Below are 24,487 nucleotides of genomic sequence, written 5' to 3' on the forward strand. Positions count from 1 at the left end.
TGCCGCGCACCTTTGCCTTTGCTTTTGCTTTTGCCATTTCCCCTGAAATATTTTCAATTTCCAGATGCACCGCCGGCACGCCACATTCCATGACCAGAGCTTCACTCAGGCATGGAATTGAAATTTAACCGGCCTGATGCGTGGCATTTGGCTGATGCCATCCGCAGACGACACGAGAAACATCGCTCGACTCGCCATATTTATTTACTCAAGCATAAAAACCGCCCAAGCGGCACAGGCATGCAGCATCAACAATGAATAGCATTATGCGGCCCACAATTTAGTGCACCAACCCAACACAGCCGACAACACTTGCCGACATGCTGGGCGACGCACAAAATAAAATATAACGCAATTTAATATAGAATTATTAAATTTTCCCAAAGAAGCGCAACCCAAGCTTAAGAGAGTTGATTGCCAAAATATAACAATTACCAAAGAAAACATATTAACGTACATACAAATATGTGCAGCCAAGTAAATCTTGACAAACACTTCGGCAAGTGCTCTCTTGATTCAAAAAATTAATTTTTGCCGAAACTCATCTCACACATGAGATTGAAATATTCATTTCATTTGACACTGTTAAAATATTTCCAATGTTTCTCAACACAAAACATTAAATCAATCGATCGACCTTGGATGCGGCAGATGATTTTTAGAATCTTCGCGGAATACTTCTTCGCAGTGGTAATTATAAATATTTAAAATCAAACAAAGAGGCCGTGAATGACAAAATGCACCACTTTAAAACAACCCAAAATACATTTATCCGTCACTCAATCCAACAAACAACAAGCCTTTGATTCAATTATCAATTATATTCAATTCAAGTGCGGCATTAATTTCCCACACCTCAGGCAATGCCTGTTTCGCCCCCTGAGATGAGCGCCATTTGCCACGGCTTGTGGCCGCGGTGCGCAGGGCGTGCCCTTGCGAAAGATTCGCCATATTCAAAGATCAGCACAGAAACCTAAAATGAATTTGCAAGCATTTTGTGATGGAACACGCTGGACTGTGCAGCCTGTGGATATGGCCGTTTCAGCCCAAAACTCCCCGGGCGCACATTGAATGTGTCTGACACAAACTCCTATCAAATACCTTGCAGCACATGAGTTAAAATGGTGACGCCTGTGCTTCTCGCTCATGCCGCGTTGAAGGTGCACAGACCTGGGCATGAATAGCTATCAAAAACCTTTCCAAAGGTCATATCCCGGCTCAAGTTGCGGCACCTGCCGTGCAAGTTGCCTCGTTTCCTTCTATGGGGTGAAAACCGAGGCGGAGGCGACAGAGCCGGCCGGCCGCGCGCCGACGGTGCCCGCCAGCGCAGCCACCGCACACCAGGCCACCCCTGAACCGTCCAAGCCCCCGGCCGCCTCCACCGCCTCCCAAACGCAGTCCTCATGCAGCAAGCACCCGACAACGATCACCGCGGCAGCACCGGCCTCCTACGGCGCCTGAAGAACATGGTTCAGCGCAACTACGCGGGCCGGCGGGGTTTGATGCGGCTGTTGCTCACCAATTTCGATTACCTCCTGGGCACGGCGGTCAAATTCACACGGCCGGATCTCTCACGGGTGGACAGGCTGGTTTTCGTTTGCATGGCCAATTTGAAGCGCAGCGCGTTTGCGCACGTGGTCAGCCAGCGCGCGGGCCTCAATACCGCATCCTTTGGATTGAATACCGTTTCAGGCCAGCCCCCTTTGCCGCTGGCCATACGTGTGGCCGAGGAAATGGGGTATGAATTCAATGAGCACCGCAGCACGGATTTGCTCAATTTCCGTCCCAAGCGGGGTGACCTGTATCTGGTCATGGAACTGCGCCATGCCTACGAACTGACGCGCCAGGGTTTCCCGCCTCACCAGATTGCCCTGCTGGGATACTGGTCATGCCCGCAGCGGCTGCATATACACGATCCGCACCGCATGGGGGTGGAATACCTGCGCAGCTGCTATACGCTGATCCAGTCCGCGGTCACCAACCTGGGCCACGAACTGCACGCCCTGGGCCGTGCCAAGGGCCTTCAGCCGCCACCGCCGGTGGGGCCTTCCACGGAAGCGTGAATTTTTGCGTGGCCCAAAGGCCACACTCGAATTCTTATTTTTGGTCCAACTGCCAATTCCAGCGCGCATCCGAGACGATGCGGAAATCATGGGATTTTCCGCCGCTCAGTTGCTGGACCGTTTCATAATATGCCGCGCTGCGCGGTTCCGCTGCAGGCTTGGGGCTCAAAGGATCTTGGCCTGAATATCTCAGGCCAAGCACATATTTTCCCGGGGGAACGTGCAGCATCACGTTCTCACCATCCTTGATGCTGGCCGCGGGCTTGCCGTCGATGAGCAGCGTGATGGGCTGGGCCCAGCCTTTCCAATGGGATTGCCTCACCACGTGCAGCATGGCTGCCGGCTCGCTGGACAGGCGCTCAGGCATCCAATGGATGCGCTCGGCCGGCACGGGGCGGCTCAGCACCTCCATCGGTCTCGCATCGGCGCGGTACGCCTGTATCAGCGCCAGGGGAATGGCCGCAGCCAGGAATTGCAGAAAACAAACGTTGAGCGGCCTCTTCATGGAAGTCCCCAGCAAAAACATCGAGTACGCCGGAAAGGCTGCGAAACCCGCGCACATGATCACACGCGCGCCAGCATCGCATGATTGTGATCAGGTTGCCGTCGCTGCAGGATACATGGCACGGCGAAATCATGGTGAATCACAGTGAGTAATTCACCAAGTTCCGTCCAACGTGCATCGGGCTGACCCGTATTCGCTTCGGGGGTTTATTGGGGCCGCGTCAATTTGCGGCCACCAAGCCGACACAACTTATCTCGGTGACTCAATTATTTATTTCTGTTGCCAGCGCTTGCAGACGCTGCGGCGACAGGCCGGCGGCGCGGCCCCCTTCGCACAGCGCGCCGCGGAAGCCGGCCAGGTCCGGCGCCAGCTCGCGCAGCAGCGCGGCCTGGGAGGCGCGCAGGGAGCCCGCGATGCCCGCGAGCTTGCCCGCGCCTTGCACGCGGGTGATGAAGTGGCGCACCGAAGGCGCGTCCAGGCACTCCAGCAGGCTGCCGTCGGCCTTGCCGGCCGTGTCCAGCATCACGCCGGGGAAGGGCAGCCAGCACGCCAAGGCCAGCAGCGCCTCGTCCAGGCCCTGGTCGGCGAAGAACACGGGCACCACGGGCGCAGGCGCGCCGGCCAGCGCGGCCAGCAGCGCGGCGGCGCCGTCGGCGCGCTCCACGCCGACCTTGACCACGTCCACGCCGCAGGCGGCGGTGGCGCGCACGCGCTCCAGCACGGCGTCACGCGCGTGCACGGGCCAGTCGCCGACGGTGGCGGTCACGGGCTGCGCATGGCCGGCCGCGCGCAGCGCCACCACGACCTCGTGCACCACGTGCAGCGGCACGGCCCCCAGCGCGCCGGCCGCAGGCTCCTTGAGGTCTATGACGTCCACGCCGGCCTCGGCCACCAGCCGCGCCTCGTGCAGGTCGCGCACGCTGGCGAGCATGCGTAAGCGGCCCGCGCCACCGCCGCGCAGCCGCTCGAAGGCCGTGGCGGCCGGTTCAGCCGCCCGCGGGTTGGCCGACTGCACCGGCCCCGGCTCCAGCCGCGCCGTCACGCCGCCTCCCGTGCCTGGTGGCGGGCCACGGCCTCGCACAGCCACTGCCAGGCCTCGTGCTCGGCGGGACCGGCGGTCTTGTCTATGGCGATCTGCAGGTAGCGCATCTCGCTCTCTATCTTTTCGCGCGGCAGCAGGTGCAGCCGGCTCACCAGCACGGCGCCTTCCACCACGGCGGCCTGGGCCCGGTTGAAGCCGGCGAATTCGCCATGACGCTCGGCGTGCACGCGCGCCATGCGCAGCACGGGGCGCTGCGGATCGTCCTGCGGCGCCAGCAGGCGCAGCTCCAGGTGCGACAGCGCCGCCTCCAGCCGCAGGCCCGGGATGCGCCCGGCGGGCCGCAGCGGCCAGTCGCGCCGCCCGGTGACGCAGCCGGCGAACACGCGCGTGTCCACCACCACGTTGAGCACGGCGTGGCCGGTGGCCAGGATGTTGTCCAGCGTCGTGGACGGCTTGAAGGGCATGAGCACCACCTCGTCGCCGCGGTAACGCACGCCCAGAGGGGCGAGGTGGGGTTTACCGGCAGGCGACACCGTGCTCACCACGGTTTCGAAAATCTGGTCGTTCATGCGGGGTCGTCCTTCTTGCGCAGCGTTGGGCCGGGGGCGCACCAGGCGTCCAGGGCCCCCCGTGGGCGCTCCACGGCGCAACCCCAGTCCAGCGGCTGGTCCTGCACGTAGCGCTTGCCCAGCCGCCATGCGATCTCGGCGCGGGCCAGCTCCACGCCCATGTAGAAGGCGTGCGCGGCGTCGTTGTCCAGGTGGAGCTGCGGCCACAGCGCGAAGGCGTCCTGCGCCAGGCGGTGGCCGTCGCGGTTGTAGACGTGCAGCCCGTCGGCGGCGACCTGCACGCGGAAGTTGGGGTCGCGCACGCCGGCCGCGTTCTGCGCGATCTCCTGCGGCGTGTCCGGATAGGGCCTTTTGGCGTGCACCGTGAGCAACTCATCGGTAAAGCCCTTGGCCAGGCTCTGGCTGCCGTGGGCGGCGTGCATGAGGCGGCGGGCCACGTCGGCCTCGCGCACGGCGCGGCGGGCGTGGGCGCTGACCTGGGTGGTCAATATCGCGCTGGCCTGCAGCTCCTCGCACATGCCCAGCAGCAGCGCGTTCATGCCGCTGGTGTCGGCCTCGGTCAGCTCGGTGACGTTGCCCACGCCAACGAGGATGTCGACGTCGGGGAACCGGTCGCGCAGCCGCTGGTAGCGGCACACGGAGCGGGTGAAGCCGAAGGGCAGCGGATCGAGGATGGCGTCGGCCAGGAACTTGCGGCCCTTGCGCTGCATCGCCTCTATGGCCTGGGCCAGGGACTCTTCGTCCTGCGGCGTTTTCGGGATGAGCACCGGCGTGCTGGGCACCTCGTCGGCAATCCACAGCGTGTCGATGTTGAGGCTGAGCAGGTAGTCGGCGCCGGCACGGCCGCCGCGCAGCAGCTCGGCCGCATCCAGCGAGTCGAAGCTGACCTTCAGCCCCTCGGCCTTCAGGGCGCGGATGCTGTCTTCCAGGTGCGGAAAGGGCGTGGCGGGCAGGCCGCCGAGGTCGATGACGTCGGCGCCGTCGGCCGCGTAGCCGCGGGCGCGCTCGACGATGCCGGCCACGTCCAGCCGCGGCGCGTCCACGATCTCCGCAAAGATGGCCACGCGGTAGCTGGAGAGGTCCACGGGCTTGCTTTGCCGGTTGAAGAAGGCGGGCAAGTCCTTGAGCTCCTCGGGGCCGCGCTGCACGGGGATGCCGTAGTGCGCCTGCAGCGCCGCGACGTCGCCGCGGCAGCGGCCGGGCAGCAGCAGGCGGTCGGCGCGGCGGGACTCCTCGCCTTCGGCCTGGGTGAGGACGGGTGCCGCGACGCGGCGGCGCACCATGTCGGCGGTCATGAGGCCAGCGACCTGCAGGCCGATCTCGCGCACTTCCCAGGTGAAGGGCGGCTCCATGCCGGCCAGCACGCGCTCCAGCGACGGCTGGGCCAGGCGTCCCGTCAGGAAGACGATGTGTTCCATGCGAGGGACAACTCCTGCAGGCGGCGTGACAGTGCGGCTTCGAGCTCGGCGGGCGAGCACACCACGCGGCAGTGGTCGATGGCGCGCAGCCGCTCCACGTTTTCCAGCTCGATGCGGCGCGGGTGCAGCGTGACCCACTCGCGCGGCGCCTTGGTGATGACGGTGGGCTCGGTGTCGCAGGCGAAGACGATGCCCGGGATGCCCAGCTTGCCGGCCTGCGCGAACATGTTGGTGGGCAGCGTGTCGGAGAGGCCCAGCGCGCACTTGGCCACCGTGTTGCTCGTGGCCGGTGCCACGATCACCGTGTGGTAGACGTCCGAATACAGCATGCCCACGGGCACCGAGCTGGCGCTCTTGTCGCGAAAGACCTTGAAGCGGTCCTTGAGCGCGTCCAGCGTGAAGCCGTACTGGGGCAGCACCTCCTCGGCGGCGGCGGAGAGGAAAAGGTCCACGGCCGGCAGCCGCGCGGCCAGGGCCATGGACTCTTCGAGGTAGTGGCCGGAGCCCGTGACGGCAAAGGCGAAGCGCGAGCGGGGCGCGGCCTGGCCGCCCTCAGGCGCGCTGGGAGACGGCGATCTGCAGTTTGTGGAGCTTGCGGTAGAGGGTGTTTCGACTGACATCCAGCGCCTTTGCGACGTTGCTGACGTTCCAGCGGTGCTGCTCCAGCAGTTGCAGCAGCACTTGCCGCTCGTGCGACTGGATCAGGTTGAGCCCCGCGGGCGGGGGCGTTTCCGCAGGAACCATGCCCGCGGCCAGCACGGACACGGGCGCGACCGGCGCGGCGGCGGCCTGGGGCGAGAAGGCGGGCGCCGCCGCGCCCGGCGCGGGCAGCGACGCGCGCAGCGAGGGCAGGTGCTCCAGGCCCACGGACGCACCGTCGGCCAGAGCCACGGCGGCGCGCAGCACGTGGCGGAGCTGGCGCACGTTGCCGGGCCAGCGGTGGGTCATGAGCAGTTGCTCGGCCTCGGGGCGCAGCGCCAGCGGGGCGCCGTTTTCCTCCTGCAGGATGCGCTGTATGAGCTCGCGCCGGTCGGTGCGCTCGCGCAGCGCGGGAATCTGCAGCTCGATGCCGGCGAGGCGGTAGTACAGGTCTTCGCGGAAGCGCCCCTGGGCGACCAGCTCCAGCAGGTTGCGGTGGCTGGCGCTGACGAGCTGGAAATCGACGGGGTGGGTGTCCTCGGTGCCCAGCGGCGTGACGCGGCGCTCGTCGAGCACGCGCAGCAGCCGCGCCTGCAGCTCCAGCGGCATGTCGCCGATTTCGTCCAGGAACAGCGTGCCGCCGTCGGCCTGCAGGATCTTTCCGCGCCGCCCGGTGCGCTGCGCGCCGGTGAAGGCACCGGCGCGGTAGCCGAACAGCTCGGACTCGATGAGGCTCTCGGGGATGCTGGCGCAGTTCACGGCCACGAAGGCGCCGGTGGCGCGCGGGCTGCGCTCGTGCAGGGCGCGCGCAAACACTTCCTTGCCGGCGCCGGTTTCGCCGCGCAGCAGCAGCGGCGTGCCGCGGGCCAGCACGCGGGAGCCGGTGGCCAGCTGCTGGACGAGCTGCGCGTCCGACAGCCCGGCCGTGGCCGCTGAAGGCGCCGCCGGCACGGCCGGCTTCACAGGGCGTGCGGCCAGCGCCGCCTGGGCCGTGGCCGCACGCGCGGGCTGCGCCTCGGCCGCGGGCAGCCGCGTCACGGCAAAGAAGCGGTGCGCGCCGTTGACGCGGTAGACCGGCACGGGATGGAAGCTGGCGGCGCGGCTGCGCTCCAGCAGGTCGTCCAGCGTGGCTTGAAAGACCTCTTCCAGGCGGCGGCCGCACAGGGCCTGCGGCGACTCCACGCCGAGCTGGAAGAGGGCGCTGCGGTTGGCGGCGCGTATGACGCCTTCGGCATCCAGCGCCAGGCGCCCCTCGTGCAGCGTGTGGACCAGCTCGGGGCGGGTGTGGAAGTGCAGCGGGTGGGCGTCGCGAAAGCGCTGCTCCATGAGGCGGTTCTCGATCATGCGCGCCGTCATGCCCAGCAGCACCAGCACGTGCTGCTGCTGCAGCGCCGAGCGGCTGGTGACGTCCAGCACCGCCACCATGCGGCCTTCCGGGTCGTGCACGGGCACGGCCGAGCAGGTCAGGGTGGTGAGCCGGGTGAAGAAATGGTCCTCGCGGCGCACGGACACGGGCTCGGCCAGGGCCAGGCAGGTGCCCATGCCGTTGGTACCGGCGCAGGCCTCGTTCCAGATGGCGCCCACGGTGAAGCCCACGGGCTCCAGCTCGGCGGTGAACTCCGGCGAGGTGACGAGGTGCAGGATCACGCCCTCGCCGTCGGTGAGCACCACAGCGGTCTCGTTGTCGGCGAGCTGCTGGTAGAGCGTGCTCATCTCCAGCCGCGCGGCTTCTATGACGTCGCTGAGGCGGCGCCGGCGCAGCGCGAGGGCGTGGCCGTCGAGCACGGGCGGATGGGGTTCGCTGTCCGGATCGAGCCGGTACTCGTTGAGGCAACGCGTCCAGGACTGCGCCACCTGTTCATGCAGCCCGGTGCGCAGTCCTCCCAGCACCGCGCCCAGCACGCGCTGGCCGTGTTCGGCGGCGCTCGCGGCAAGCAGGCCTTGTGTCATGTGTCGTACTCCAACTGCGGCCGCCCTCGGGGGAAGGGCGGTGACTCCGGGGCGCATTGTGGGCCGCACGCCCGGGGGTGGCGCTGTCCGGAATTGCCCGCGGTCGCGAGTCTGACTGCGTCAGAACGTGACACCGGCAGGGAGGCGAAGCGTTCTTGGCCGAAAGCGTCACCGATCGTGTCCGGCACGCCGTTCGCTCGCACCGGACAGGCCGTTGGCGCACAACTTGCGGAGCCGGCGCCGTCCGCAATCCGCCTGGAGGCTTTTCAGATGTCCGCCCTCATGCCCCTGTCTTCCCTGCCGCAAAGCGACACCACGGGTGCCGCGCTGGACCTGGTGTTCATCGAGGGGCTGACCATTGCGACGGTCATCGGCATCCACCACACCGAGCTGCACGACCCGCAGCCCGTGCGCGTGGACCTGGCCGCCGGGCTGCCGCGCGCAGCTGCGTGCGACAGCGACCGCATCGGCGACACCATCGACTACGCCGTGCTGCGCGAGCGGCTGCACCGGCTCTTTGCCGAGCACAAGGTGCAGTTGCTGGAGGCGCTGGCCGAGGAGATCGCGCGCATCACGGTGTGCGAGTTCGGCGCCCACTGGGTGCGCGTCGGGCTGGCCAAGCCGCGCAAGTTCGAGGATTTGGCGGCCGTGGGCGTCGTGATCGAGCGGCGGCGGGGAGATTTCGATGCGCCGACGCTGGCCGCGCGCTCACGGCCGGCGGCGCGGGTGCTGTCGCTGATGGGGGAGGGGATGGTGCCGCAGAAGGGGTGAAGGCTTCCCGGCAGCAGAGGCTCACCGCACTCCGACCCGTCATGCCCGCGAAAGCGGGCATCCACGGGCACTGATCCGGCAGCCTGGAAACGGTGGCCTGCTGCAAAGCGGTTCGAAGGCCACACCTCGGCTGTCGTGGATGCCCGCTTTCGCGGGCATGACGGGGTAGGAAGCGGACACCGCGACTGACGGCACGCATTGAAAAAGCCCGCGGCGCTTGTGCAAGCGCCGCGGGCCTTGTCGTTATGAGGGCAGGCCCCCCGGCCGCCGTCCGGGGGCGGCGGCCGGGAAAGGGGAATCAGCCCTGGGCCTGGAACGGGTGCATGGCGGTGCCCTTCTTGGACACCACGTCCTGCGCGCTGGGTTCGTTGCGCACGGCGCGGGCGATGGACTCGCGCACGGCCTGGTAGTTGTAGTCCTGGATCTTCTTGTCGTCCTCGGCCTGCCAGTGGATGAACACGCCGACGCAGATGAAGAGGTTGTCGGCCTCATCGGCCGGGATGGTGCCGTCTTCCACGCTGTCGGCCACGGCCATGGCCACGCCGCGCTGGGCCGGGCCGAACATCTGCACGGCCTGCTTGGCACCCTTGATGGTGACCTTGTTGAACATCACGGTGGCGGGCTTGGCCATCAGGTTGGGCGCCACCACGGCCAGCAGCGACGTGAAACCTTCCTTGTTGTTCACCAGGGCGTTGGCGAAGGCGGTCTCGGCAGGGCTGCCGCGCGGGCCGATGATCAGATCGATGTGGGCGACTTCATTGCCCTCCCCAACCAGTGATTCGCCGACGAGCATGCGGTCGATCTTTGCCATGGGTCAGTCTCCGTATGAGTTTCGCGAGCCACGCCGCGGCTGCGGCGCTTGCGGCTTTCAATCACGTTCCGTGCCACGCGGGGCCAGCAGCGCCAGCATCGCCGTGGCCACGGCCAGATCGGCCGTGGTGCCGGGGTTGATGCCCCGGGACTTGAGCGATTCGTCCCACTCCCGCAACGCCTTGTCCAAGGCCGCCGGGCCGGACGCCTCCATGCGGGCCTGGAACCCTTCCGCCTGCTTCAGGACAGTTTGTGCCACCGCCTCGCCCTGCTTTCGCACAATGTGTGAATCGGCCCGGCGCGCGAGAAAGGCCAGCCAGGCACGCAGCAGGCCCTCCTGCGGCGTGGCGCCGGCGCGAAACGCGGGCAGACCCACGTCGAAGAGGTCGGCATAGCCGCTGGCGTACTGGCGCGCGATGCTGTCGCGGTGCGCGGCCAGCGCCATGGCCTCCCGCAGGCCGACGGTGGGCGCCTCGCGCACGTCCTGCTCGCCGGACCGCCCCAGGCCGCCGGGGTTGGTGGCGGCAATGGCGCGGAAGGCGCACGCCGCGTCCTCCACGTCCAAGGCGTCGAGCACGGCCTGCACGGCCCCGCGCAGGGCTTGAGGCCCACGCGCCTGGAGCGCCTGGGGACAGCGCTCCAGCGCCGCCGCGATGGGCGCGCACAGCAGCACGATGCCCAGGTTGGTGTTGCAGCCGGCCACGGCCAGCGTGGCGCGCATGGCGGCTTCGATGCGCGGCCCAACGCCCAGGCCGGGCGTGAAGAGGCCCGCCTGCGCGGCCTCGGCGCTGTCCAGGAACTGGCGGGCCACCATGCCGTGGCCGGGCGAGTGGAGGCTGACGTTGCCCGGCTTTTCCACCTCCACGTCCAGCCGGCAGGCGGCCAGGAAGGCGGCGCGGCCGCGGGCCAGGCCCGCGACGCCTGCGTCGTGGGCCCTCACGGCGGGCTCAGGCACTGAGCCGCCCCCGCGCCGCCGCGAGCTTGCGGTCCAGCAAGTCGTCCACCAGGGCCTGCGCGATGTCGAACGGCGTCACGCGCTGCAGCCCCTGCCAGGCGGCCACGCCGTTGACTTCGAGCACCTGTGGGCCGTCCGGCGTGGGAATGAGGTCCACGCCCGCGTAGTCCAGCCCAAGCGCCTGCGCGGCGCGCTCGGCGGGGCGTGCGAGGTCGGCCGTGAGCTCGGCCGCCTCGCAGCGCGCGCCCTGGGCGACGTTGTGCACCCAGTGGCTGCTCACGCGGCGCATGGCGGCGGCGGCGCGGCCGCCGATGACCAGCACGCGCCAGTCGAAGCCGGGCGCCGACACGGGCGGCACGTACCGTTGCAGGTAGGCCAGGCCGCCGTAGGCGTCCAGCGAGGGCAACGGAACGAAGCGGCCGTCCACGTGGCCCACGAGCTGCAGCCCCTTGCCCTGCGAGCCGAACAGCGGCTTGAGCACCAGCGCGTGGCCGGCGGCGGCTTCGCGCAGCACGACGCGCTGCGCCTGCGCGGGGCACTCGGTGGTCCAGGCCGGCGGCGAGGCAATGCCCGCGGCGCGCAGCAGCAGGCTGGTCATGGCCTTGTCCACGCTGCGCTCTATGGCGCGGGCCTCGTTGTAGACGGGCACGCCCAGCGCGGTGAGCGCATGCAGCACGGTCAGCCGCTTGGTGACCTGCTCGAAGCTGCCGGTGGCCACGCCGCGCACGATCACCGCGTCCGGCAGCTCCTTGCCAAAACCCGGCAGCACCAGGCCGTGGCGCGAGGCGCCGGTGGCCACGCCGCATTGCGCCAGGTCCAGGCAGCGCACCAGCGCCGCGCCACGCGCGAGCAGCGCGCGGCGCAGGCGGCGCACGTGCCAGCCGGACTCGTCGCTCATCACCGCGACGCGCAGGCTCTGCAGGCCGCCATGGGCCATCACGCCATCTCCAGCCACAGCCCGCGCAGCAGCGCCATGCTGGTGCCGCCGGCCTGCCAGGTGCGCCCGGATGGTTGATGCGTCACCCAGGCCACCGCCGGGGCGAAGAGGGCGCCGTCTATCTTGTAGAAGTCGTAGCCCGCGTCTTTAAAAATGTCCGCGAAGCTGCGGCCGTGGTCGGCCGAGTTCTTGGACGGCAGCTGCTGCGCCAGGCGCTGCGCGTCGGCCAGCTCGCCCTTCACGACCAGGTGCACGCGCCCGCCGTAGAGGATGGCGTCGTTGGTGCGCCCCATGGCCTGCAGCCCGTCGGCGCCCGGCGCCGGCAGCGGTGCGCAGGCGCTGCCGCTGACGATGTCCTGCAAGTTGAAGCCCAGCTCGTGGGCCTTGTGCAGGGCCACTTCCAGCACGCGGGCCACGACCTGCGTGGTGCCGGCCAGGCTGGCCGTGGGCGTGACGATGAGGGTCAGGCCCTGCGGCGGCAGCGCGCAGTCGCGCAGCACCTTTTCCACCACCACGGGCGGGGGCAGGCGGTCCACCTCCATCACCAGGCAGCCGGTGTCGGCGCGGTCGCGGTAGCCCAGCTCCTCGAACAGCGTCTCGCGGCCGGCCAGGGCGCGCGCGGGGCCGGAGCCCAGCGAGAAGAATTTCTTTCCGCCGGTCTCCTCCTTGGTGGCGGAGAGGCTCCAGCCAGCGTACTGGCTGGCCAGGCAGGCCAGCACGGGTTGGGCGCTGTGCACTTCCACCCAGGTCGGCCAGCCGTCCTCGGTGGATGAGCGCAGGTGCACGTCGCCCAGGCCGCCCAAGCAGATGCGGGCGATGGCCAGGCCCGCCTCCACGCTGCCGGGGGCCTCCAGGCCGGCATCGACGATTTGCACGCCGAACTCGTCGCGCTGCACGCTCACGCGCAGTTGGGAAGCGTCGTCCAGCAGGCGCTGCAGCAGCGGCTGCGCCAGGCGGTTGACGCTCAAGGGATCATTCCATGTGCTCATGGGATTCAGCCTCCAGAAGTTCGAGCAGCTCGGCGTGGCGCCGCTGCAGTTGGGCGCGCACCTCGGCGGCCGTGGCGCCTTGGGCGTTGAGGGAGCACAGCGGCTCCATCGCTTGAAGAGAGCAGGCCTGGCCCGGCCGGTCGTGCACCCAGGGCCGGCGCGCCAGGCGGCGCAGGGCGTGCGGGCCCAGGTGCAGCGTGCGCGGCGCGAACACGGTCTCCACGCCGCAGACCACTTGTGGCACAGGCTGTACCGCCCACGGCACACCACTGCAGGCGCGCAGGTGCAGCCCAAGCGGCGACTGCGCCGCGTAGAGCTGCAGCGTGCCGCCGGGCCGAGGGTTCACCTCCAGCAGCGCGATGGTGCCGTCGGCGCCCAGCAGGAAGTCCAGGCTGCCCAGGCCGCGCAGGCCGCAGGCGGGGACGAGTTGTTGCAAGGCCGTGTCAATGTGCGTCGAGACCTTGGGCGGCATGGTCAGCGGTCCCACGGCCCCCCGCCAGGCAAACGGCGCTTGGGCCAGGCCCACGAGCTGCTCGTGCACGCCCAGCAGCCGCGCGCGGCGGCCGTCGGCGACGAAGGCGGCGGCCATGGGGGTGCCGGCCATCCGGCGTTGCCAGTACGGCAAGGCCCGCCGGGTGGCCGCGGCGCCGCGGGCGGGCTGCACGTGCCGGCCGCCGCAGGCGCCGCCGTCCTTGAGCAGCCAGCCCTGGAGGTCCGTGGGGGCCTCGCCCCAGCGCGTGGGCGGGTGCGGCAGGCCCAGCGCATCGAGCAGCGGGAAGAAGCGGCGCGGGTCGCGCAGGCGTCGCCAGGCCGCGGGCGGCGTGCCCAGCAGCGGCAGGCGCTGCGCGGCAGCCTCCAGCAGGTCCGGGTGGGCTTCGAAGCCGCTGGCGGCGATCCAGCCGCAGGCGCCGGCGCGGGCGGCCTCGTCCAGCGCGGCCAGCAGCGTGGCGGCGTCGAAGTCGCGCCAGCGCTGCCAGCGGCAGGCCGCGGCGCGGGTGTCGGCGTCGCCGAAGGCGTCCAGGGCGACAAGGCTGAAGCCCTCGCGGGCGGCGGCCTGCGCGAGCTGGCGCACGGACACCCCCGCGGCCAGCAGCAGCGGCCGCCCCGCCGGGCCTTCAGCCGGCACGCAGCTCGCAGGCCAGGGCGAAGGCGTCATCGAAGCTCAGCGCCAGCGGCTTCTCGGCATTGCGCATGCGCTGCAGCAACTGGTGCTGCACCTGGTATTTCACATTGCCCACGGCCAGGGCCCCTATGCCCACGGCCTGGGTGCCCGCCACGGGCTTGCCGTCGTCCATCACGCCCACGCCGGCGATGCCCTCGGGGGGCACGGCATTCACGTCGGCGGCCACCAGCAGCTTCTGGCCCGCCGCCGCGAGATCTTCGGCCGAGAGCACCTGCACGCCGGCGGCGGCGGTGGCCAGCACCACGTCGGTGTCGGCCAGGGCCTCGCGCAGCGCGGCGGCGTCGGCGCTGGAGGCGCCGGCCACGGCGGCGCCGAAGCGCTCGCTCACGGCGCGGGCCGTCTCGTTTGCCACCTGCTGGCCCTTGTGGCTGGCGATGCGCACCTGCGCGCCGGCGCGCGCGGCCAGCACCGCGACGATGCGGCCCACCGGGCCCGTGCCGCCCAGCACCAGCACGCGGCGGCCGTCGAGGTCCGTGCCGTGCGCCTTGCGAAGCTGCCCGCGCACGCAGGCCAGCATGGCCGCGGCGGTGGTGAAGGCGCCGCTGGGGTCGGCCATGACGGACACCACGAAGGGCGGGACCATGGCCTTGCGGGCGGCGTCGAGCATGTCCACGGCCTGGGTCACGTCGCGCCCGCCGATGAAGAGGCCGGTGCGCGACACGCCCTTCGGCCCGCGGGAAAAGATGGCGTCCTGCGTGAGGTTGGGCGTGGCGGCCACGTCCACGCCGCAGTAGGGGACGATGACCTGGTAGCCGGCGTCGGCGGCCATGTTGACGTCGAAGGGGCTCATCCACGGTCCGGGCGTGAGCATGTGCAGGATGTAGGGACGGTCCATGTGGCGTGGCTTGCTGCGGGAGGTGGTGCGCCGTCAGGCGCAGGCGGCGGCCGGTGCGGCCGCCAGGAACTGGATGTCGGCGCCGCGGTTGCGGCCCTGCACGGTGAGCAGCCGCAGCCCCGGCGCCACGGCGCCGGCCGCGTGGGCGGCGCGCAGCAGGGCATCGGCGGCCTCCTGCGAGGGCAGCACGGCAAAGGCGGTCGGCCCCCAGGAGCTCTGGCCCACGGCGGTGTCGCCGTGGCGGCCGGCCCAGCGCATGAAGGCGTCCACCGCGGGGCTGGTGTAGGACAGGCCGCCCTGCGCGGGCGCGAAGTAGCCGCCCAGGAGCGCCTGCATGCGGTTGAGGCCTTCGGCGAAGGTGGGGAAATCGGCCCCCGCGGCGCCGGGCAGGATTTGCATGAGCACGCGGTGGCACAGCTCGGCCGCGTACTCGCGCGGGAAGGGCGGCAGTTGCGCCAGGGCCTGGCGCTCCTGGGCGCCGGAGAGCCCGCGGCGCGACGGGTCCAGCACCAGCAGCACGCGCCAGTGCTGAGGAAAGTCCAGGTGCGAGGTGACGCGTGCCGGGCGGCCGTCGGCCTGCGGGCCGCCATCCAGCAGCAGCCCGCCGCGCTCGAAGCCGGCGATGCCCACGCCGGAGCGCAGGCCGCGGCCCAACAGGGCCGCCACCTGGGCCGCGTCCAGCGGCAAGCCCTGCAGCCGCGTGAAGGCCATGCCCACCGCCAGGGCGAGCTGGGTGCCGGACCCCAGGCCGGCATGGGGAGGCAGCAGCTCCAGCAGGCGCAGGTGCAGCGGACGCGACAGGCCGGTGTGCGCCTGCAGGGCCGCGAGGTGGGCGGCGGCCCGCTCCACCTCGGCCGCATCCAGCCCCGGGGCGGCTTCGATGTGCGGGCGGCCGGCGAAGGCCAGCTCCAGCGCGGTGTGCGGCCCGTCCACCACCAGGCCCAGGCTGCCGAAGCGCCGGCCCAGGGAAGCGCCCGGGTCCAGGAAGCCCAGGTGCAGCCGGCCCGGCGTGCTCACGCGCACGCGGTCGCGGAATTGGACGGCGGCCGGGCTCGTGGGCGGAATCGAGGACGGGACCGAAGGCGCAATGGGTACGGCAGGAACAAAGCTCATGGCCATGGATTGACGCTGGCAGGGGCTTGCCTATCTGCAAGGCTTGTTCCACGGCTTGGCATGGCGTGCTTGTTGCAAGCCGAGATGCCCGGCAACCCTTCTGCTGCCCTGGATTCAGTACACAGTGTCACGGCGCGCCGCGCGGGTATGCTGCGCGCGGCTGTAAGAAAACCCAGAGGAGACGACCGCCCGCAGGCGGAGTGAAAGGAAGTTCATGCTCACGACCCGTCCTTCCGATGGCTCCACAGCCGGCCGCAAGCGCGAGCTTGGCTTTGGGCACTCGGCCACGAGCGTGCTGCTGCCCACCGACCCGGCCCACGTCGAGGCGATACGCAAGTCGCACGAACGCTGCGCGGCGTTGGGCCTCACGCGCATAGGCCATGGCGACTACACGCCGCTGCCGCGCGCGGACCTGGCGCAGGCGCACGAGCGCAACCGGCGGCTGTTCGTCCATGCCGCGCCGGTGATGGAGCTGCTGCTGGAGCAGATCATCGTCAGCAAGAGCATGGTGGTGCTGGCCGACACGCAGGGCACGGTGCTGCACTCGGTGGGCCATGCCGACTTGCTGGAGCGCACGGCCAAGGTGGCGCTGGCGCCGGGCGTCAATTGGGCCGAGGCCAGCAAGGGCACCAACGGCATGGGCACGGCGCTGGTGACGGAGGAGCCGGTGTTCGTCCATGCCGACGAGCACTTCATGTACGCCAACGATTTCCTCACCTGCTCGGCCGCGCCCATCTTCGACCCGCGCGGCAACCTGCTGGGCGTGCTGGACGTGACGGGCGACCACCGCTCTTACCACGCGCACACGCTGGGCTTGGTGAAGATGTCGGCGCGCATGATCGAGAACCACTGGCTCACCGACGACTGCCAGCATGCGCTGCGGCTGCACTTTCACAGCCGCGTGGAGTTCATAGACACGCTCATGGGCGGCATCCTGGCCGTGGGCGAGGATGGCCGGCTGCTGGGCGCCAACCGCAGCGCGCTGGACCTGCTTGGGCTGAGCCCGGCGGGGCTGCGCATGAACAGCCTGGAGTCGCTGTTCGGCCTGGGCCTGGCGCAACTGGTGGACCAGGCGCGCAGCGCCGCGGCCGGCCCCTTCGCGCTCAACCTGTCCAACGGGCTGCAGTTGCATGCGCGGCTGCAGATGAACTGGCCGCTGGTGCGCCAGGGCACCCGCCTCCAGCCGGACGACGGCGACGCGGCGGCGCAGCCGGTCGAGGCGGCGGGCGAGGCGGGCCTGGCCATCGCGGCGGACATGGCCGCAGGCGTGGCGGCACTGGGCGGCGAGGTGCTGGCCTGCCTGCGCGAGGCCGCACCGCTGCCGGTGCGAGCGCCCGCGTCACCTGCGGTGCTGCTGTCCGGCACGGCGCCGCGCGCCCGCCCGGCGGCCGAGGGCGAGCTGCCCAGCGACCTGTCGTGGCTGCAGACCGGCGACGCGCAGCTCGACAGCGTGGTGGCCAAGCTGCGCCGCGTGATGGACCGCGACATTGCCGTGCTCATCCTGGGCGAGACGGGCAGCGGCAAGGAGGTGCTGGCGCGCGCGCTGCACCAGGAGTCCGCGCGTGCGCGCCAGCCCTTCGTGGCGGTGAACTGCGCCAGCATCCCGGAGTCGCTGATCGAAGCCGAGCTGTTCGGCTACGAGGAAGGCGCGCTGAGCGGCGGGCGGCGCGGCGGCGCGGTGGGGCGCATCCTGCAGGCGCATGGCGGCACGCTGTTCCTGGACGAGGTGGGCGACATGCCCGCGGGGCTGCAGGCGCGGCTGCTGCGCGTGCTGCAGGAGGGCGAGGTCATGCCCTTGGGCGGCACGCGCCCCGTGCCGGCCGACGTGGCCGTGGTCAGCGCCACGCACAGCGACCTGCGCGAGCTGGTGGAGCGGCAGGCCTTCCGCGAGGACTTGTATTACCGGCTCAACGGGCTGTCGGTGCGGCTGCCGCCGCTGCGCGAGCGCAGCGACCTGATGGCGCTGGCGGCGCGGATCCTGCGCAGCCGCTGCCCGCTGCGCGCGCCCACGCTGGACGCCGACGTGGCGCAACTGCTGCAGGCCTACCACTGGCCGGGCAACGTGCGCCAGCTCGTCAACGTGCTGCGCGCCGCGGCGGCCATGGCCGGCGACGAGCCCACGATCACGCGCGCGCACTTGCCCGACGATTTTCTGGAGGACGTGCAGCGCTCGATGGGACGGCGGCGCGGCGGCGCAGGCACGCCGGCCGCACCCGCTTCGGCCGAGGCGCCGGCGGCGGCCTTGCCGCCTTCAGGCGAAGCAGCGGATGCCGGCGCCACGCTGGAGGAGCTGGAGATGCAGACCATCCTGCGCGTGGTGCAGGAGCTCGACGGCAACATCTCGCTGGCGTCCAAGCGGCTGGGCATCAGCCGCAACACCATCTACCGCAAGCTGCGCCGGCGCTGACGCCGCCCGGTCCACGAGATGTACCGAACGCCAAGCAAACTGTCCCGCCGCCGGCTGCTGGCGTGGTCTCTGGCCGGTGCCGCGGCCGCGCGGCCGGCGTGGAGCCAGGCGAGCGTGCCCAGCGCGGTGGTGCTGGACTTCGACCTGCTGGACGATCACCCCAACACCGCGGGCGACAACCAGGCCCAGCTCGGGGCGCGGCTGCGGCGGGCGCACGTGCAGCTGCAGCAGGAACTGCAGGCGCAGGGGCTGTACCGCATCGTCCCGCTGGAGAACGCGCAGGCGCTGCTGGACAAGCTGCGCAACGAGCAGGAGTACATGCACCGCTGCGAGGACTGCGCGCGCCAGATCGGCCGCCAGCTCGACACCGACTACGCCATCACGGGCTGGGTGCAGAAGGTCAGCGAGCTGATCCTGAACCTCAACATCGAGGTGCACGACGTGCGCCGCGGCCGCGTGGTGCTGTCCAAATCGGTGGACATGCGCGGCAACAACGACCAGTCCTGGGAGCGCGCCGTGCGTTTCCTGGTCAACGACATGGCGCAGAAGCGGCAGGGCAATCCGAAGTACGGGATGTGAGGCGTTGAAGCCTCAATGTGCCGGTCAGCCATGGGCCGGCGCCCATTTCACTGGGCGTGAGCCTGCCCGCCTTACCTCGCTGCCGTGGGCGGGATGAAGCAGCCCTCGCGGGCCGTGGACTGCAGCTTGCGGAACTCGCGGATCTGCTTTTGCAGCGGCTCGCTGTCGCGTATGGCGTTGCCGCGCTCGCCGGCAATGCTGTTGGCGTTGGTGGCGGTGCTCATGGACACGAAGTCGTCGTAGGGGATCTTCTCGGCCAGGTGGTCCAGCGCGCACGAGCACTTGTTGAGCATCTCGTAGTAGGTGCCGGGATGCTCCCTCATGCAGCTCTGCACGTACTCCACGCGCGCGGCAGTGGGGTAATCGAAAGCCGCGGCCCAGGGCGAGGCGGCGGCCAGCAGCGCCGGCACCAGCGCACGGCGCAGCAGGGCACGGGCAGGCAGGCAGGCGGGCAGGTGCAAGGTCATGGCTTAGCGGCGCCCAGCTCGGCGCCTTCCAGGGTGAGGGTTTCTTCGAGCAGCGGGGCGGCGTCGGGGCGCTCGCCGGCCAGCACGGTGCGCAACTGCACCACGCCGCCGGGCACGTCGGCCAGGACGAACTCGTAGCGCTTGGCGGCGTACTGCTCGAAGCGGTTGCGCATGGGGTCGTCGAGGTAGGGGCTGATGAGCACCCGCCGGGCGGCCATTTCCCGGCCTTGCCAGCGCACGCGGGTGTCGTCGCTGCGCGCGTCCTCGGCCAGGGCCACGCGGATGCGGCGGCGGAAGTGGTTCACCTGGCCGCGGGTGAGGCGCTGCATCTCGCGCAGATCGTGCTCCAGGAAATACAGGATCACGGGGTTGGAGGTGGCGCCCTCCACCGCGGGCAGCTCGCGCGCGCCTTGCGCCTCGGGAAAGGCGGGCGCGCTGACGTTGCAGCAGCGCCCGCCGGGGCCCGCCGACAGGCGCAGCTCCACGGGGCCGCCGTAGCCGCCTTCCAGCGAGCCGGCATGGACGAAGGCGTAGCGCAGCACGGTGCCGGGCTTGAGGCCCTGCAGGTGCGGCGCCATGAAGATCTGCTGCTCGGCGGCGGAGATGGCGCCGCTGCCGGCAACACGCGGCTCCTCCTCGGCGGCAGCGGCGGGGACCGTGGCGACGGCCCCCAGCAGCGCGGCAACCAGCGCGGCGGCCGCGGCGGCCGGGGGCCGGATGAGGTGGCGGAGGATCATGGGTGTGAGGAATCCTGTGGTTCGGCCGGATCGGCGCGCAGCCGGTCCGACACTTCCAGCGCGAGGCCGGGATTGAGCGCGGTGAGCGTTTCTATGGCCTGCTGCGCCTGCGCGGCCTGGCCGGTGCGGTGGTAGAGCTGGGCCAGGCCCGCCCAACTGCGGCTGTAGCCGGGGTCCACGTCCAGGCTGCGGCGCCAGCTCTGCACGGCGGCGGCGTCGCGGCCCAGGCGCTCCTGGGCCAGGGCGCGCAGGTACAGCGGCTCGGGGTCGGCGGCGTCCTCGCGCATCCAGCGCTCGGCCAGCTGCAGCAGCGCCTGCCACTGGCCGGCGCGCTCCAGCGAGGCGGCCTGCAGGAACAGCGGCTGCGCCGCCATGGGCCGCTCCCAGAAACCCAGGCCGCCGTGCGGACGCACCTCGGCAAAGCGCAGGCGCTGCTCCAGCGTGTCCAGCAGCCATTCGGCCGGCACGGCGTAGTAGTGGGTGCGCCCGCCGGGCAGGCGGAAGGTGAGGATGCCCACCAGCCGCCCGTCGCGGTCGAAGAGGCCCCCGCCGCTGGCGCCGGACGTGAAGCCGTTGCTGCACTGGATGAGGAGCTGGCCATTGAGGTGGTGCAGGGCCACGACGCTGCCGCCGCTGATCTGCAGCGCCGGCCCGCCGGTGTAGCCCAGGGCGGCCAGCTCCTGGCCCTCGCGCAGCGAGGCGGCGCGGCCCAGCGCCACGGGCGTGCTGGGCAGCCCGGGCACCTGCAGGATGCACAGGTCGCGCTCGGCGTCCATGGACTGCGCCTGCACCGTCCAGCGCGAGCCGGCCTGCACCACCGAGATGCTGCTGGCGTTGCGCGTGACGTGGCAGTTGGTCACCACGCGCTCCTTGCCGATGACCACGCCGGAGCCGAGCTGCAGCCGCCCGCCTTCGCCCTCGGCTTCCACGCGCAGCACGCTGCGGCCCAGGAGGATGAGGGAGCGGCGGTCCAGCTCCGCGTGGGCGCTGCTGGTGCTCAGCAGGCAGGCCGCCAGCAAGGCCGAGCCCATGAGGCTGCGGTGCCGCGGCGAGGGCGCGCGCGCCACGTCCACCTCAATCCCTGGACGCCGCACGGCCGGAAGCGCCGGCGGTCTCCAGCAAGGGCACGCCGAAGTCGCGCAGGATGGCGTTGATCTCCGGACGGCGGCGCTCGATCAGGCTTTCGATCTGGGTCTTCCATTGCGGCTCGCCGTAGCGCACGCCCATGGCCATGGCGTAGTCGAAGCGCACGCCCGGCTCGGAGGCCAGCGGCACCACCGCCAGCCTGGCCTGCGGCTGGCGCTTGGCCGCGAAGCCGGCCATGGGGCCCCAGAGGATGGCGGCGTCGATCTTGCCCGCGGCCAAATCCGCCTCCACGGGCTGGCCGGGGTCGCGGTCGGTCTCGGGCGTCATCATGGGATAGACCACGGCGCGGTCCACCAGCTGGTGCTGCGCCAGCCACTTGCCCGCGGGCGAGCGGTCGTGCACGCCGATGCGCAGCTTCGCCAGCACGGCCGGGTCGAGCTTGAGGAAGTCCTCGGCCGAGCGCACGTTGTCCAGGCCCTTGCCTTGCGGGAACACCAGCGCGTAGGTGGAGCGGTAGTAGGGCTTGGTGACGGAGACCTGGTCGAAGCCTTCCGGCACGCCCAGCACCACGTCGCAGCGCCAGTCCTCGCCGGGGAGCTTGTAGCGCAGCGTGTTGCGTATGAAGGCCAGGCGGTTGGGGAAGTCGTAGTACTGCAGCGGCAGGCCCAGGTCCTGGGCGAACAGCTCGGCGATGCGGTTTTCTATGCCGTTGCCCTGGGCGCTGGAGAAGGGCAGGTTGTGCGGGTCCTGGCAAACCTTGAGGGCCTTGCGCGGCGGCTGCTCGTCCTGGGCCGAGGCGGGCAGCGCGGCCAGCAGGGCCAGCGCACCCAGGAGCAGCGCCGCGACAGGTCCGCGCCGGCCCGGGCGCGGGATGGCGGCGGCGCGCATCACGGCATCTCCTGGACCTTGGCCGAGGTGATGGCCCCGTCCGAACGGCCCTTGAGGTAGGCGTAGAGCTGGTCGATGTTGTCGACCACGGTCTTGTTCTCGCCGAAGGAGGGCATGCCCTTCTCAAGGCGGCCCTTGGTGACGGTGGTGACGAACTCGTCCTTGCTCAGCCGTTTGAGGCTTTCGATCAGCGAGGGGCCGACCATGCCCTCCTGGTTGGGGCCGTGGCAGCGGTCGCAGGCGGCGGCGCGCCAGGTGCGAAAGCCCTTCATGGTTTGCGGATCGACCTTGTTGCCGTCAACCACGGTGTAGAGCTGGTTGCCTTGGGCGCTGCTGTAGGCGGCGGCGCCGAACAAGGCGATGCAGGACAGGACGGCCAGGGTGGCGCGGCGGTACTTCATGAAGCGGTGTCTCCAACGATCGTCGTGATTGAGGAAGACGCGGGCAACGGGCGCGCCCACAGGGGCTGATGGGGCGCGCCGCCGCCGTCGTCCAGCGGTTGAAGCAGGCGCTGAGCTGCGAGGGGTTCGAGCCCCTCTGTGGGCCGGCCCCCGCGGGCCGGCCGGATCAACGCGGGCTCAGGCTCAGTTGGGCAGGGCGAACACCGTCAGCGAGCCGCCCAGCTCGGTGTACTGGTTGAGCTCGCGGTAGCCGCCCACGGCGCCCAAGCCGTCGTTGTCCTTCTCCAGGCCCGCGGCCATGCCGATACCGGCCCAGCCACCGATGCCGGAGAAGACGCCCATGTACTGCTTGCCCTTGTGCTCGTAGGTGAACACGTTGCCGATGATCCCGGAGGGCGTCTTGAACTTGAACAGCTCCTTGTTGATGTCCTTGGCGTCCACGCACTTGAGGTAGCCCTCCAGCGTGCCGAAGCAGCTCAGGCCGCCGGCCGTGTTGAGCGCGCCGCTCCACACCGAGAACTTCTCGGCTTTGGTCTGGACGATCTTGCCCGTGCCGGCGTCCCAGGCGATGTAGTTGCCCATGCCGCCGTGGCTGCCCGGGGCGGGGTACATGGACAGCGTGGCGCCCACGTAGGGCTGGCCGGCGGTGTACTCGACCTTGAAGGGCTCGTAGTCCATGCACACGTGGTTGGTGGGCACGTAGAAGAGCTTGGTGTTGGGGTCGAAGGAGGCGGGCTGCTGGTCCTTGGTGCCCAGCGCGGCGGGGCAGATGCCCTTGGTGTTGACGTCAGGCCCGTTCTGCGCGGTGGAGAACTGCTTGACCACCTGCGGGCGGCCCGTGCGCATGTCCACGTGCGTGGCCCAGTTCACCTTGGGGTCGTACTTCTCGGCCACCAGCAGCGCGCCGGAGACGCGGTCCATGGTGTAGGCGAAGCCGTTGCGGTCGAAGTGCACCAGCGCTTTGGTCTGCTTGCCCTTGACCGGGATGTCGGCCAGGATCATCTCGTTGATGCCGTCGAAGTCCCACTCGTCGTAGGGCGTCATCTGGTAGGCCCACTTGGCCACGCCCGTGTCCACGTCACGCGCGAAGATGGTCATGGACCACTTGTTGTCGCCCGGGCGCTGCGCGGGGTTCCAGGTGGAGGGGTTGCCGGTGCCGTAGTACATCAGGTTGGTGCCCTTGTCGTAGCTGTACCAACCCCAGGTGGTGCCGCCGCCGGTCTTCCACTGGTCGCCCTGCCAGGTCTTGAGGGAGGAGTCCTTGCCCACGGGCTTCAAGCCACCGTCGGCCCAGGTCATGGTCTTGTCGGGGTCCATCAGCATCTCGGCGTCGGGGCCGACGCTGTAGGCCTTCCAGACTTGGCGCCCGGTGTTGATGTCGTAGGCCGCCAGGAAGCCGCGCACGCCCCATTCGCCGCCGGAGATGCCGGTGATGACCTTGTCCTTGAACACGTGCGGGGCGTTGGTGTTGACGGCGCCGAGCTTGGGGTCGCCGTTCTTCACGCTCCACACCACCTTGCCGTCGGCCGCGTTGAGCGCCACCAGCGTGGAGTCGGCCTGCTGCAGGAATACCTTGCCCTCGGCGTAGGCCAGGCCGCGGTTGACGGTGTCGCAGCACATCTGCGCGACCACGGCCGTGTCCTGCTTGGGCTCGTACTTCCACTTGATCTTCTGCGTCTCCAGGTCGATGGCGAAGACCTTGTTGGGGAAGGGCGAGTGCAGGTACATGGTGCCGTCGATCACCAGCGGCGAGCCCTCGTGGCCGCGCAGCACGCCGGTGGAGAAGGTCCAGGCCACCTGCATCTTGCCGACGTTGCCGGTGTTGATCTGCTTGAGCTGGCTGTAGCGCTGGTTGTACATGTCGCCCGCCTGCATCGCCCAGTTCTTGGGGTTGGCGATGTTCTTCTCCACGTCGGCGTTGGCCAGCGCCACGGCGGGTACGGCGAGCAGCAAGCCGCCGAAGGTGTGTGCCATCAACGCGATCGAAGGCTTCAGTCTCAAGGTCATTTCTCGTCTCCTGGTGATATGTCAGTGGGACCACCGTGGCGTCCATGACGGGCTCCCAGGAGCGCTTTGTAGTGAGCCGCCCGTGGCGCCACCACTAGGTGCAGACCCTGCGGGTCCAGCCAAAATTGAACAGTGG

The 24,487-nt window shown here is 69.7% G+C and carries 23 protein-coding genes; 4 read left to right on the plus strand and 19 right to left on the minus strand.

Annotated elements, in window-relative coordinates; all coding sequences use genetic code 11:
- Positions 1–1,403 precede the first annotated feature (1,403 nt).
- Complete coding sequence (locus tag SM757_RS16790; RefSeq protein ID WP_322466376.1) at positions 1,404–2,063, plus strand: arsenate-mycothiol transferase ArsC; 660 nt, start codon at positions 1,404–1,406, stop codon at positions 2,061–2,063.
- 34 nt (positions 2,064–2,097) lie between these two features.
- Here SM757_RS16790 and SM757_RS16795 read toward each other — a convergent pair whose 3' ends face one another.
- The 6 genes from SM757_RS16795 to SM757_RS16820 form a co-directional block, all read right to left on the minus strand.
- Positions 2,098–2,568, minus strand: coding sequence for a hypothetical protein (locus SM757_RS16795; protein WP_157118703.1), 471 nt, complete (start codon positions 2,566–2,568; stop codon positions 2,098–2,100).
- Between the two features lie 262 nt (positions 2,569–2,830).
- Positions 2,831–3,610 (minus strand): (5-formylfuran-3-yl)methyl phosphate synthase, encoded by a 780-nt coding sequence (locus tag SM757_RS16800; RefSeq protein WP_238455664.1) that lies wholly within the window; start codon positions 3,608–3,610, stop codon positions 2,831–2,833.
- Positions 3,607–4,179 carry a DUF447 domain-containing protein gene (locus SM757_RS16805; protein ID WP_322466377.1) on the minus strand — a complete coding sequence of 191 codons (573 nt, stop codon included), beginning with the start codon at positions 4,177–4,179 and terminating at the stop codon, positions 3,607–3,609. The genes SM757_RS16800 and SM757_RS16805 overlap by 4 nt, the downstream gene beginning before the upstream one ends.
- Positions 4,176–5,597, minus strand: coding sequence for a DUF6513 domain-containing protein (locus SM757_RS16810; protein ID WP_322466378.1), 1,422 nt, complete (start codon positions 5,595–5,597; stop codon positions 4,176–4,178). The genes SM757_RS16805 and SM757_RS16810 overlap by 4 nt, the downstream gene beginning before the upstream one ends.
- Positions 5,576–6,217 (minus strand): flavoprotein, encoded by a 642-nt coding sequence (locus SM757_RS16815; protein ID WP_322466379.1) that lies wholly within the window; start codon positions 6,215–6,217, stop codon positions 5,576–5,578. Before SM757_RS16815 ends, SM757_RS16810 begins: the two co-directional genes overlap by 22 nt.
- Positions 6,150–8,186: a sigma-54-dependent Fis family transcriptional regulator gene (locus SM757_RS16820; protein ID WP_322466380.1), complete on the minus strand. Its 2,037-nt coding sequence runs from the start codon at positions 8,184–8,186 to the stop codon at positions 6,150–6,152. Before SM757_RS16820 ends, SM757_RS16815 begins: the two co-directional genes overlap by 68 nt.
- Before the next feature lie 282 nt (positions 8,187–8,468).
- Here SM757_RS16820 and SM757_RS16825 point away from each other — a divergent pair, with 282 nt between their 5' ends.
- Positions 8,469–8,957, plus strand: coding sequence for a dihydroneopterin aldolase (locus tag SM757_RS16825; protein WP_322466381.1), 489 nt, complete (start codon positions 8,469–8,471; stop codon positions 8,955–8,957).
- A 298-nt stretch (positions 8,958–9,255) separates the two neighbouring features.
- Here the strand turns inward: SM757_RS16825 and fae are convergent, their stop codons facing one another.
- The 7 genes from fae to SM757_RS16860 are packed head-to-tail and all read right to left on the minus strand — an operon-like array spanning position 9,256 to position 15,779.
- Entirely contained in the window at positions 9,256–9,768 is a 513-nt protein-coding gene (gene fae, locus SM757_RS16830) for a formaldehyde-activating enzyme (RefSeq protein WP_066331325.1), read from the minus strand.
- Positions 9,769–9,825: 57 nt separating this feature from the next.
- Positions 9,826–10,707, minus strand: coding sequence for a triphosphoribosyl-dephospho-CoA synthase (locus tag SM757_RS16835; RefSeq protein ID WP_322466382.1), 882 nt, complete (start codon positions 10,705–10,707; stop codon positions 9,826–9,828).
- A gap of 7 nt (positions 10,708–10,714) precedes the next feature.
- On the minus strand, positions 10,715–11,659 hold the full coding sequence (locus SM757_RS16840) for an ATP-grasp domain-containing protein (RefSeq protein ID WP_322466383.1): 945 nt from the start codon (positions 11,657–11,659) through the stop codon (positions 10,715–10,717).
- Positions 11,659–12,648 carry a methenyltetrahydromethanopterin cyclohydrolase gene (gene mch, locus SM757_RS16845; RefSeq protein ID WP_066331305.1) on the minus strand — a complete coding sequence of 330 codons (990 nt, stop codon included), beginning with the start codon at positions 12,646–12,648 and terminating at the stop codon, positions 11,659–11,661. Before mch ends, SM757_RS16840 begins: the two co-directional genes overlap by 1 nt.
- Entirely contained in the window at positions 12,632–13,804 is a 1,173-nt protein-coding gene (locus SM757_RS16850) for an ATP-grasp domain-containing protein (RefSeq protein WP_322466384.1), read from the minus strand. The genes mch and SM757_RS16850 overlap by 17 nt, the downstream gene beginning before the upstream one ends.
- Positions 13,764–14,666, minus strand: a complete 903-nt coding sequence (locus tag SM757_RS16855) for an NAD(P)-dependent methylenetetrahydromethanopterin dehydrogenase (protein WP_066331301.1) — start codon at positions 14,664–14,666, stop codon at positions 13,764–13,766. Before SM757_RS16855 ends, SM757_RS16850 begins: the two co-directional genes overlap by 41 nt.
- A 33-nt stretch (positions 14,667–14,699) precedes the next feature.
- Positions 14,700–15,779, minus strand: coding sequence for a beta-ribofuranosylaminobenzene 5'-phosphate synthase family protein (locus SM757_RS16860; protein ID WP_322466385.1), 1,080 nt, complete (start codon positions 15,777–15,779; stop codon positions 14,700–14,702).
- Positions 15,780–15,993: 214 nt separating this feature from the next.
- Between SM757_RS16860 and SM757_RS16865 the strand changes: the two genes are divergently transcribed.
- Together SM757_RS16865 and SM757_RS16870 are read left to right on the plus strand one after the other, a co-directional pair.
- Positions 15,994–18,186: a sigma-54-dependent Fis family transcriptional regulator gene (locus SM757_RS16865; protein ID WP_322466386.1), complete on the plus strand. Its 2,193-nt coding sequence runs from the start codon at positions 15,994–15,996 to the stop codon at positions 18,184–18,186.
- 18 nt (positions 18,187–18,204) lie between these two features.
- Positions 18,205–18,765, plus strand: coding sequence for a DUF3280 domain-containing protein (locus SM757_RS16870; RefSeq protein ID WP_322466387.1), 561 nt, complete (start codon positions 18,205–18,207; stop codon positions 18,763–18,765).
- 71 nt (positions 18,766–18,836) lie between these two features.
- On the opposite strand, the gene SM757_RS16875 is transcribed toward SM757_RS16870, so the two are convergent.
- From SM757_RS16875 to xoxF, 6 genes are all read right to left on the minus strand, one after another.
- A complete protein-coding gene (locus SM757_RS16875; RefSeq protein ID WP_174548600.1) occupies positions 18,837–19,232 on the minus strand; it encodes a hypothetical protein in 396 nt (131 codons plus the stop codon).
- Positions 19,229–19,969 carry a hypothetical protein gene (locus SM757_RS16880; RefSeq protein ID WP_322466388.1) on the minus strand — a complete coding sequence of 247 codons (741 nt, stop codon included), beginning with the start codon at positions 19,967–19,969 and terminating at the stop codon, positions 19,229–19,231. Before SM757_RS16880 ends, SM757_RS16875 begins: the two co-directional genes overlap by 4 nt.
- Positions 19,966–21,036, minus strand: a complete 1,071-nt coding sequence (locus tag SM757_RS16885; protein WP_322466389.1) for a trypsin-like peptidase domain-containing protein — start codon at positions 21,034–21,036, stop codon at positions 19,966–19,968. Before SM757_RS16885 ends, SM757_RS16880 begins: the two co-directional genes overlap by 4 nt.
- 7 nt (positions 21,037–21,043) lie before the next feature.
- Positions 21,044–21,943: a quinoprotein dehydrogenase-associated putative ABC transporter substrate-binding protein gene (locus SM757_RS16890; RefSeq protein ID WP_066331287.1), complete on the minus strand. Its 900-nt coding sequence runs from the start codon at positions 21,941–21,943 to the stop codon at positions 21,044–21,046.
- On the minus strand, positions 21,943–22,344 hold the full coding sequence (locus tag SM757_RS16895; protein ID WP_066331285.1) for a c-type cytochrome: 402 nt from the start codon (positions 22,342–22,344) through the stop codon (positions 21,943–21,945). The genes SM757_RS16890 and SM757_RS16895 overlap by 1 nt, the downstream gene beginning before the upstream one ends.
- Before the next feature lie 183 nt (positions 22,345–22,527).
- Positions 22,528–24,318 carry a PQQ-dependent ethylene glycol dehydrogenase XoxF gene (xoxF, locus tag SM757_RS16900; protein WP_066331282.1) on the minus strand — a complete coding sequence of 597 codons (1,791 nt, stop codon included), beginning with the start codon at positions 24,316–24,318 and terminating at the stop codon, positions 22,528–22,530.
- Between the last annotated feature and the right edge of the window lie 169 nt (positions 24,319–24,487).

Origin of the sequence: Azohydromonas lata (genome assembly GCF_034427735.1) — a bacterium.
GTDB lineage: Bacteria > Pseudomonadota > Gammaproteobacteria > Burkholderiales > Burkholderiaceae_C > Azohydromonas > Azohydromonas lata.

What these genes read in the sequence shown, in the direction of transcription:
- SM757_RS16790 (WP_322466376.1), top strand. Translation starts at nt 1,404, where the DNA reads ATGCAGCAAGCACCCGACAACGATCACCGCGGCAGCACCGGCCTCCTA.
- SM757_RS16795 (WP_157118703.1), bottom strand. Translation starts at nt 2,568, where the DNA reads ATGAAGAGGCCGCTCAACGTTTGTTTTCTGCAATTCCTGGCTGCGGCC.
- SM757_RS16805 (WP_322466377.1), bottom strand. Translation starts at nt 4,179, where the DNA reads ATGAACGACCAGATTTTCGAAACCGTGGTGAGCACGGTGTCGCCTGCC.
- SM757_RS16810 (WP_322466378.1), bottom strand. Translation starts at nt 5,597, where the DNA reads ATGGAACACATCGTCTTCCTGACGGGACGCCTGGCCCAGCCGTCGCTG.
- SM757_RS16815 (WP_322466379.1), bottom strand. Translation starts at nt 6,217, where the DNA reads ATGTCAGTCGAAACACCCTCTACCGCAAGCTCCACAAACTGCAGATCG.
- SM757_RS16820 (WP_322466380.1), bottom strand. Translation starts at nt 8,186, where the DNA reads ATGACACAAGGCCTGCTTGCCGCGAGCGCCGCCGAACACGGCCAGCGC.
- SM757_RS16825 (WP_322466381.1), top strand. Translation starts at nt 8,469, where the DNA reads ATGCCCCTGTCTTCCCTGCCGCAAAGCGACACCACGGGTGCCGCGCTG.
- fae (WP_066331325.1), bottom strand. Translation starts at nt 9,768, where the DNA reads ATGGCAAAGATCGACCGCATGCTCGTCGGCGAATCACTGGTTGGGGAG.
- SM757_RS16840 (WP_322466383.1), bottom strand. Translation starts at nt 11,659, where the DNA reads ATGGCCCATGGCGGCCTGCAGAGCCTGCGCGTCGCGGTGATGAGCGAC.
- mch (WP_066331305.1), bottom strand. Translation starts at nt 12,648, where the DNA reads ATGAGCACATGGAATGATCCCTTGAGCGTCAACCGCCTGGCGCAGCCG.
- SM757_RS16850 (WP_322466384.1), bottom strand. Translation starts at nt 13,804, where the DNA reads ATGACGCCTTCGCCCTGGCCTGCGAGCTGCGTGCCGGCTGAAGGCCCG.
- SM757_RS16855 (WP_066331301.1), bottom strand. Translation starts at nt 14,666, where the DNA reads ATGGACCGTCCCTACATCCTGCACATGCTCACGCCCGGACCGTGGATG.
- SM757_RS16860 (WP_322466385.1), bottom strand. Translation starts at nt 15,779, where the DNA reads ATGAGCTTTGTTCCTGCCGTACCCATTGCGCCTTCGGTCCCGTCCTCG.
- SM757_RS16865 (WP_322466386.1), top strand. Translation starts at nt 15,994, where the DNA reads ATGCTCACGACCCGTCCTTCCGATGGCTCCACAGCCGGCCGCAAGCGC.
- SM757_RS16870 (WP_322466387.1), top strand. Translation starts at nt 18,205, where the DNA reads ATGTACCGAACGCCAAGCAAACTGTCCCGCCGCCGGCTGCTGGCGTGG.
- SM757_RS16875 (WP_174548600.1), bottom strand. Translation starts at nt 19,232, where the DNA reads ATGACCTTGCACCTGCCCGCCTGCCTGCCTGCCCGTGCCCTGCTGCGC.
- SM757_RS16880 (WP_322466388.1), bottom strand. Translation starts at nt 19,969, where the DNA reads ATGATCCTCCGCCACCTCATCCGGCCCCCGGCCGCCGCGGCCGCCGCG.
- SM757_RS16890 (WP_066331287.1), bottom strand. Translation starts at nt 21,943, where the DNA reads ATGCGCGCCGCCGCCATCCCGCGCCCGGGCCGGCGCGGACCTGTCGCG.
- SM757_RS16895 (WP_066331285.1), bottom strand. Translation starts at nt 22,344, where the DNA reads ATGAAGTACCGCCGCGCCACCCTGGCCGTCCTGTCCTGCATCGCCTTG.
- xoxF (WP_066331282.1), bottom strand. Translation starts at nt 24,318, where the DNA reads ATGGCACACACCTTCGGCGGCTTGCTGCTCGCCGTACCCGCCGTGGCG.